This window comes from Streptomyces beijiangensis (assembly GCF_017315755.1).
In the GTDB taxonomy this organism is placed as follows: Bacteria; Actinomycetota; Actinomycetes; order Streptomycetales; family Streptomycetaceae; genus Streptomyces; species Streptomyces beijiangensis.
Window position 1 is genome coordinate 47595 of the sequence record NZ_JAFLRJ010000081.1, and the last position, 8598, is coordinate 56192.

The window sequence follows — 8598 nt, forward strand, 5'->3', positions numbered from 1 at the left end:
AGTCCTCCCGCGTGGTTCCGCCACAACCGAGAGGACCCCTCCGTGCACCTGCGACCGCACGCCTTCTCCCGCCCCTTGGTACGGGCCTTCCTCGCTGCCTCACTGACGGCCGCCGGCCTCCTCGGCACCGCCTTCGTCCCCGGAGCCCACGCCGCGGCGGACAACCCGTACGAGCGCGGCCCCGCGCCGAGCGTCACCAGCATCGAGGCCGCGCGCGGCTCCTACGCCGTCTCGCAGACCAGCGTCTCCTCGCTCGGTGTGTCCGGCTTCGGCGGCGGCACCGTCTACTACCCGACGTCCACCGCCGACGGCACCTTCGGCGCGGTCGTCATCGCGCCCGGCTTCACCGCGTACCAGTCGAGCATCGCCTGGCTCGGCCCGCGGCTCGCCTCGCAGGGCTTCGTGGTCTTCACCATCGACACCCTCACCACCCTCGACCAGCCCGACAGCCGCGGACGTCAACTTCTCGCCGCACTGGACTACTTGACGAAGACCAGCTCACTGCGCACCCGGATCGACACCTCCCGGCTCGGCGTGATGGGCCACTCCATGGGCGGCGGAGGCACCCTGGAAGCCGCCAAGAGCCGTACCTCGCTGAAGGCGGCGATCCCGCTGACGGGCTGGAACCTCGACACGACCTGGCCCGAGGTGCGAACGCCGACCCTGATCATCGGCGCGGACGGTGACACGGTGGCCCCCGTCGCCACCCACTCCGAGCCGTTCTACCAGTCGCTGCCCGGCACGCTGGACAAGGCGTACCTGGAGCTCAACAACGCCACCCACTTCACGCCCAACTCGTCGAACACGACGATCGCGAAGTACAGCATTTCGTGGCTCAAGCGATTCATCGACAGCGACACCCGCTACGAGCAGTTCCTCTGCCCGCTGCCGAAGCCGAGCCTGACGATCGACGAGTACCGGGGCAACTGCCCGCACACCTCCTGACCCCGGGTCCGGTCAACGGGGCAACGGTCGTCCGTCGCCGGGGAACCGGCGGCGGACGGCTGTGCCCGCGCACACCGTGACACGGCAGGTGCTGGGGGCCCGCCCAGCACCGCGGTCACCGGGAACACCGCTGCGGACGCGTGCCTTCCGGGTCGTTTTACGCGGAAGTAACGTGCGGGCGTGACCCCTTCGGCGACCGTACCCAGCGCGAACCATCTCCTCGGCCTGCACGGCAGGAGCGAGGAACTGACCGCCGTGGACTCCCTGGTGGAGCGATTACGGACCGGCCGCGGCGGCGTACTCGTGCTGACCGCGCCGCCCGGCCTCGGTCGTACCGCACTCGTGGATTACGCGCAGGCGGCACGCGCACCGCTCCCCGCCGCCGAGCTGGCCGCAGGGACAGCACTGCCGCAGGAAGGGCCGATCCTCGTCTGCGTGGACGACGCCCACATCTGGGCCCCCGCAGCGCGGGCCGCCCTCGCCGCGGAACTTCGATGTATGCCTGCCGGGAGATCCGTCGCCGTACTGCTCACCCTCGCCGAACACCGGCCGGGGGCCGACGAGTTCGCGGGACTGCCCACTCTGCGCCTGGGGCCGCTCGACGACATCGCGGCCGCCGCCGTGTTCGACCGGCTCACCCCCGGTCCCGCCGATCCGGTAGTCAGGGCCTGGCTGATCCGCGAGGCCGTGGGGAACCCGCGCCTGCTCGCCGCACTCGTCGCACCTCTCAACCCCGCCCAACTGGCCGGGCGCAGCCCGCTGCCCGATCCGCTGCCCGGCGGGGAGGGCGTCCTCGACGCCTACGCGACCCGTATCGACGGCCTGCCGGGCGGAGCCCGCGCGCTGCTGCTGCTCGCCGCGGCGGCCGAAGAGCACGAACCCGACGGCACGGGCGCGGACCTGGCCCTGCTGCTACGGGCAGGCGGCGACCCCGCGTGGCTCGGACCCGCCGAAGCCGCCGGGGCGGTCGTCGCGGCAGGCGGGCGCATCCACTTCACCCACCCGCTGCTGCGACGTGCCCTCCTTCGCCGGGCTCCGCTCGCCCGCCGCAGGGCGGCCCACGCCGGCCTCGCCGCGGTCTGCGGCGACCGGCTGTCCGGACTGGTCCAACTGGCTTGTGCGACAGGGGGGTACGACGCACGCCTCGCGGACGCTCTGGTCGCCGAAGCGACCGCGCCCCGCCCGCACGCCGGGCGCTCCGACGCCCTGGCCCGGGCCGCCGCGCTCACCGCCGACCCCGCGCTGCGCACCGACCGGCTCGCCGCCGCGGCGGAAGAGGCCCGGCTCGCGGGCGATCCCGTACGGGCCCGCGCCCTGTTGGCGCGCACCGGGGCGGTCCCCGCCCATGGCGGCGTCCACCGGGTGCGCGGGCTGCTCGCCCTCGCCGACGGGCCTGCCGCCGACGCCAGGGAGGCACTCATGGCCGCGGCCGCGCTGCTCCCGCCCGAACCGGCCCGCCGGGCGCTGATGGGCGCGGCGGAGGCGGCCTGGGCGATGGGTGACGCAGCCGCGTATCTGGAGGTGATGACCCGGGTCCCCGTATGTGCGGACGATCCGTCCCTGGAGGCGTACCGCGCCGGGATGTGCGCGGTCCTCGCGGGCCGTACCGAACAGGGCCACGACCTGTTGCGCCGCTGCCTGGGCGACGTACCGAGGACGGGCGAGCCGACCGGGCTGCTGCGTGCGGGCGTCGCGGCTCTGGTGGTCGGCGAGGTCGAAGCCGCCTGCGCGGCAGGCGCGAGGGCGCTGGCCGCCGTCCGCGCGTACGGTCCCGAAGTCCTGCTGCCGCGCGCCCTGGAGCACCTGGCGTACGGCGAACTGCGCGCGGGCCGCCACACCCGGGCCAGGGCGCACGCCGTCGAGGGGCTCGGAGCCGCGCACCGCATCGGGCAGCCCAACGTCGCTGTCTCCCTCCACGCCGTCCTCGCGCTCGCCGCGTCCGTGGAGGGGGACGAGGAAGCGTGCGCCGCGCACGCCGGGGCCGCGGCGGCGGGCGCGGGACCGCACGGCCTCACTCAGCCCGCCACGCTGGCCGTCTGGGCGGTCGCCCGCGCCGATCTCGCCGCGGGGCGACCGGGCGACGCCGCGGCACGGCTCGCCCCGCTCGTCGCACCGGGGCCGCGGGGCGGTCACTTCGCCGTGCGAATGCTGGCCGTCCCGTGCTTCGTGGAAGCGGCCGTCCAGGCGGGGCGGCCGGCCGATGCCCGTCGGGCCACGGAGGAGTTCACGCTCTGGACCGCGGCGACCGCCGACCGGTTGGCCCCGGCTCAACTGGCGCGCTGTCGCGCCCTGTTGGCCCCGCCGCAGAGCGCGGCATCGGCGTACGAGAGCGCGCTCGCACACCACGACCGTGTGCCGGGCGAGTTCGAACGCGCCCGCACCCAGCTGCTGTACGGGCAGTGGCTGCGCCGCAGGCGCCGTACGCGCGAGGCCCGTGACCCGCTGCGCGACGCGATGGTCGCCTTCGAGCGGTGCGGGGCGCGCGCCTGGGCGGACCGCAGCCGCGGTGAACTCCGTGCGGCGGGCGAGTCGGTGGCGGGGGAGCGGGAGCCGGGACCGCTGGCCGCGCTGACCCCGCAGCAGCAGCGCATCGCCCGCCATGTCGCGGAGGGCGCCACCAACCGCGAAGTGGCCGTACGCCTCTCGGTGAGCCACCGCACCGTCGACCACCATCTGCGGAATGTCTTCGCCGCGCTGGGCGTGCGGTCCCGTGTGGAGCTGTCGCGGCTGCTCGCCGGGGAGGGGGCCCGGCCCGGCCGAGATGAGGAGATTACCGCACACCTCTAGGTACCGACCAGGCGGTATGTCATTCTTCGGGCGTCAGGAAGATACGGCAGCGAGCACACTCCCCGCGGAGGCCCCATGCCACCCGTCCTGCGGTCACGGGTCAGAACCCTGTACGAGGTGCCCGCCGTGGCCCCGCTCGCACGGGGATCGCGCTCGCTCCTCGACGCCGAGGCCGTTGCCGTGCTCCACCGGGCGGCGCGCATCCTCCTCGACGACCTGCCCGCCATGACCGACCGGCTCGTCGCGGCACTCCGCGAGCAGGAGCCCGCCTACCGCGCGGCCATCGCGTCCCATCCCGCCGAGGTGTGGCAGGAAGTGCAGCGCTCGCTTCGGCACAGCGTCGTCTCGCTCCTCGAGCCGAGGGAGACCAGGGAGGCGGCGCACCGCACCTCCGCGCAGATCGCCGAGCTGCGCGCCGAACGGGGCCTGCCGCTCGATGCGTTGCTGCACGCGTTCCGGCTCGGCGGGGCGATGGTGTGGCAGGGACTTGTCGAGGAGACATCGCGCGACAGCCCCGAGGACATGCGGCTGCTCATCCATGTCGCCACGGACGTGTGGAACTTCGTCGACGAGCACTGCGGCGTCGTCGCCGAGGCGTACCGCCGCACCGAGCGCCGCATGGCCTGGCAGCACGAGAACCGGCTGCGTCTGCTGACCGCAGGCCTGTTCGACGGAAGCGCCCGGCTCACCGACGTCCCCGATGCCGCGGACGCGCTCGGACTGCCCCAGGAGGGGTGGTACGCGGTGATCGCCCTGGCGGGGGATGACGCGCGGCCCAGGCTGCCGGCCGGTACGCGGACACTGCGCCACTCCGGGTCGGGAACCCAGTACGTCCTGGTGCTCCTCGGTGACGCCGAAAGCGCCCCGGCCGAACTGGCCGCGCTCGCCGCCACTCTGGCCCTGCCGCCAGGGGCCCGCGCCGGGATCGGCTCGCCCGTGGAGGGGCTGGCCGCCGTCCCCGAGGCCCGCAGGCTCGCCGACACGGCGTTGCGCGCCTGCCCCCGCAGCGGCGGCACCGTACTCCTGGACGAACGCCTGCCGGACGCCCTCGTCGTCTCGTCGCCCGAACTCGCCGAGGCGCTCGCCGAACGTGTCCTCGGCCCACTGCGCGCCCTCGACCCCGCTGACCGGGACCTCCTGCTGGACACGCTCACCGTCTGGCTGGAGACCGACGGTTCGGCGCCGCGTGCGGGCGCCCGCCTCTACTGCCACCGCAACACTGTCCTCAACCGGCTGCGGCGCTTCGAGCAGTTGACCGGCCGGAGCCTCACGCGGGTCGGGGACATGGTCGAGGTGGCGCTGGCACTCGGCGCCCGGAGGCTGCTCGGCGATTGACCGGCGATTGACCGGCGATTGACGAGGGGATGCCGAGGCCGCCGTGGCCGCCAGGAATTGTCACAGGGCTCCCGCATTCGTCCCAGTTCCGCGACAGGCCCCCGCCCTCGGACGGCGTATCGGTACGGTCACAGAGAGTGCCGACATCTTGGGGGAACCATGCGCAAGATCCTGCTCGCCGCCACCGCTGTGGCGTGTCTCGCTCTGGCCGGCTGCAACGACAGTTCCAGCGGGGACGACTCCGGCAACAAGCCGCCGGAGAAACTGCCTTCGGCCACGGCGACCTCCGGAGGCGAGACCCCGGGCACCGCGCCCGAAGGAGCTGCGCTGGCCCTCGGTACGCCCGCGCGGACGGTGGGCGCGAGGACCGTCGGCATCCTGGAGATCACGCCGACGACGGTCGTCCACACCGGCAAGAGCGGCGGAGTGACGTCGAAGTACGGCACCTTCGTCGTCGTGACGATGCGGGAGAAGTCCCTGAGCGCGAACCCCGCGGAGGAGGAGAAACCTGCCGCAGGCGGGTGGAAGTGGCTGGCGCCGGACGGGCAGACCACGGTCGCGGGGAACGGCAACTCGGCCCAGGTCTCCCTCGGTGCGTACAACAGCCACGGTGAGATCCAGCCCGGCGACACCCAGCCGCGCGCCACCGTGTTCGATCTGACCCTGGCGCAGGCCCGGGGCGGCAGCGCGGTCTACACCGACGGTACGAAGGCCCCCTTCCGATGGGAGATCCCGGCGAAGGACTCAGGACCGGATGTCGCCGACGTCAGGCGGCAGCTGAATCCCTGACATCTGATTTACTCCTCGAAGCGCCGGGCGTGAGCCCAGGCGCCAGAGGTACGCCCAGCCGGTGTGCGGTGCCCACGCACCGCGAGTCCGGACCGAGTCGCCAGGATCGTTGCCCGAGTCCGAGGCGGGGACGTGCCCCCGTCTCTGGAACAAAGGCAATGCCCTTCCGCACCACCACACACCGGTCCTTCGCCGCCGTCACCGCTGCCGCAGCGGCAGTGCTCCTGACCGCCTGCGCCGCGACACCGCCGTCCGACCAGTTCGCCCTTCCGCCCGCGCACAGCGGATTCGACTACCAGATCGGCGGGGCCTACGAACCACCCGCGGGCGTCACGATCATCAGCCGCGACCGGACGGCGGCACCGGCCCCGGGCGCGTACAACATCTGTTACGTCAACGCCTTCCAGGCCCAGCCGGACGCCGAGGGCGACTGGGACCCCGATCTCCTCCTCCGCACAGCCGGCGGAGAGATCGTCTACGACGACGAGTGGAACGAGGCCGTCCTCGATCTGCGGACCGCCACCAAACGCGAGCGCATCGCGGCCAAGGTGAACACCTGGATCGACGGCTGCGCGGACAAGGGGTACCAGGCGGTCGAGCCCGACAACCTCGACACCTACGAGCGCTTCCCGAAGTACCTCGACGCGCAGCAGGCGAAGTCCTTCATCGGACTGCTGACCGAACACGCCCACGGGAAGGGGCTGGCCGTCGGACAGAAGAACACCGTCGACCTGGCCGGCGCCCGCGACGAGACGGGCCTCGACTTCGCTGTCACCGAGGAGTGCGGGACCTACGACGAATGCGGCGACTACGCCGCCGCGTACGACGACAGGGTCCTCGTCGTCGAGTACACGGCGAAGGGACTGGCGAAGGCCTGCGCCGGCTGGGGCGGCCGGCTCAGCATCGTCCGCCGCGACCTCGACGTCCTGCCCGCGGGAAGCAGCGGATACGTACGGCAGACCTGCTGAAGCCGGCGAGGCCCGGCCGTCAGGCCGGGCCCTGCACGTCCCCGGTGGTCGACGAGGTGATGATGTCGCCGTGCGCGAAGTCGCCCGGCGGGATTCCGGGGTGGTGCCCTTGCTGCGGTGTGTGCGACAGCGAAGTTCCCAGGGCCAGTCGCGAGACGATGCGGTAGCGGTCTCCGCGGTAGACGGAGTGGACGTACTCGACGGGCTGTCCGGACCGGTCGGTCGTCAGCCGCTCGATCAGCAGCGCCGGTGACAGGACCGGTACGTCGAGGATCGCGGCCTCGGCCTCGTTGACCACGGTCGGCTCGATCGACTGGACGGCCTCGTGGACGAACACCCCGTGCTGCTCGCGCAGATGGACGTACAGATCGCCGGCCTCCAGCTCCTCGGCGGTCAGTCCCGGTACCAGCCGGGCGGGAATGTGCAGATGCTCGATGGCCATCGGTGCTCCGTCGACCAGACGCTGGCGGGCGATGTAGACCAGCTCGGCGGCGGGGGACATCCGGAGCTTGCGGCCTATCCGGGCGCCCGCCTGGACGGTGGAGAGTTCCAGGAGGTTGCTCGACCAGTGGCCGTTGGCCGGCGGGACGGCGAACGAGGCGTCGTCCGAGACCAGTTCCTGGGTGATCTTCGCAGGTGCGACGAACATCCCGCGGCCGTGCTGGCGGACCAGCTGTCCCGTGGCCACCAGCTCGTCGACGGCGGCGCGCAGCGTGGGCCGGGAGACGCCGAGCGCCGCGCAGAGCGTGCGCTCGGAGGGGATGGCGTCTCCCGGACGCCTTGCCTCGATCAGCCCGAGCAGATGCTCGCGGACCCGTTCGCGCTTGAGCACGGCGGCCTGGCCGACCACTGCACCGCTGTCCATGCCGCTGCCTCCATTACCACTGGTCACGTACGTGGTCGCCATCCTAGCCCTCCGCGCACCGACCTTCACCGGACCCGAGAACCCGACAACCCCCAACTCCAGGCTTTTCTCACACACTTGACGCCCCCAGTGGTCTATGCCACCTTCTTGCCAGCGTCAACTGGTCAGCTGTCCAATTGGTCAGGTACGGACGCCCCGCACCCTCATGCCCTGCCCTCCGCAACACCCCCACTTGGAGAGGAATCCGGCAGATGATGAACAGACCCCCTCGCTCGGCGTCCCGGTTCTCGAGCCCGATCATGCGTGCGGCGATCGGAGTCGCCGCCGTGACGGGCCTCTGCAGCGCCGCGCTCACGGCGCTGCCCGCGAGCGCGGCGGCCCAGCCGGTGAAGGTCCAGTACCGGCAGAGTTCGACGGGATCCGACCAGGCCGAGCCCTGGTTCAAGGTGGTCAACCCGGGCAGCGCCGCCGTCGCGCTGAGCCAGGTCAAGATCCGCTACTACTTCAAGGCCGACGCCGGGGCCTCGTACACCTTCGCCTGTTCCTGGGCGGTCAAGGGCTGCGCCAACATCACAGGCACCTTCGGCACCCTCGCCAACCCCACGGCGACAGCCGACCGCTACCTGGAGATCGGGTTCACCTCGGGTGCGGGCTCGCTCGCCGCCGGCGCCGACACCGGCGACATGCAGCTGCGCTTCTTCCGCTCCAACTGGGCCTCCCTCAATCAGAGCGACGACTACTCCTTCAGTGCGGCCCAGACCGCCTACGGCGACTGGTCGAAGGTGACCGCATCGGTGGGCGGTACCACCGTGTGGGGTACGGCACCCGAGGGCAACGGCAGCGACCCCACGACCCCGCCCACCGACCCGCCCACCACGCCGCCTCCCGGCGGCGTGGTGGGCGGGTCGG

The 8598-nt window shown here is 72.6% G+C and carries 7 protein-coding genes; 6 read left to right on the plus strand and 1 reads right to left on the minus strand.

All coding sequences use genetic code 11. From position 1 onward, the window contains the following. The first annotated feature begins 48 nt into the window (after positions 1-48). The 5 genes from bdeA to J0695_RS09345 all read left to right on the plus strand — a co-directional run bounded on the left by bdeA (position 49) and on the right by J0695_RS09345 (position 6824). Positions 49-945 (plus strand): bis(hydroxyethyl) terephthalate hydrolase, encoded by an 897-nt coding sequence (bdeA, locus tag J0695_RS09325; protein WP_372445733.1) that lies wholly within the window; start codon positions 49-51, stop codon positions 943-945. Between the two features lie 180 nt (positions 946-1125). Next, entirely contained in the window at positions 1126-3732 is a 2607-nt protein-coding gene (locus J0695_RS09330) for a helix-turn-helix transcriptional regulator (RefSeq protein ID WP_206961412.1), read from the plus strand. A 75-nt stretch (positions 3733-3807) separates the two neighbouring features. Further along, a complete protein-coding gene (locus J0695_RS09335; protein WP_206961413.1) occupies positions 3808-5067 on the plus strand; it encodes a PucR family transcriptional regulator in 1260 nt (419 codons plus the stop codon). Between the two features lie 159 nt (positions 5068-5226). Then, complete coding sequence (locus J0695_RS09340) at positions 5227-5856, plus strand: membrane lipoprotein lipid attachment site-containing protein (RefSeq protein WP_206961414.1); 630 nt, start codon at positions 5227-5229, stop codon at positions 5854-5856. A gap of 158 nt (positions 5857-6014) precedes the next feature. Beyond that, positions 6015-6824, plus strand: coding sequence for an endo alpha-1,4 polygalactosaminidase (locus J0695_RS09345; RefSeq protein ID WP_206961415.1), 810 nt, complete (start codon positions 6015-6017; stop codon positions 6822-6824). A 19-nt stretch (positions 6825-6843) separates the two neighbouring features. Here the strand turns inward: J0695_RS09345 and J0695_RS09350 are convergent, their stop codons facing one another. After that, positions 6844-7689, minus strand: a complete 846-nt coding sequence (locus J0695_RS09350; protein WP_206961416.1) for a GntR family transcriptional regulator — start codon at positions 7687-7689, stop codon at positions 6844-6846. Between the two features lie 254 nt (positions 7690-7943). Here J0695_RS09350 and J0695_RS09355 point away from each other — a divergent pair. Beyond that, positions 7944-8598, plus strand: a 655-nt coding sequence (locus J0695_RS09355) for a cellulose binding domain-containing protein (RefSeq protein WP_372445732.1), incomplete at its 3' end; no start/stop codon positions are given.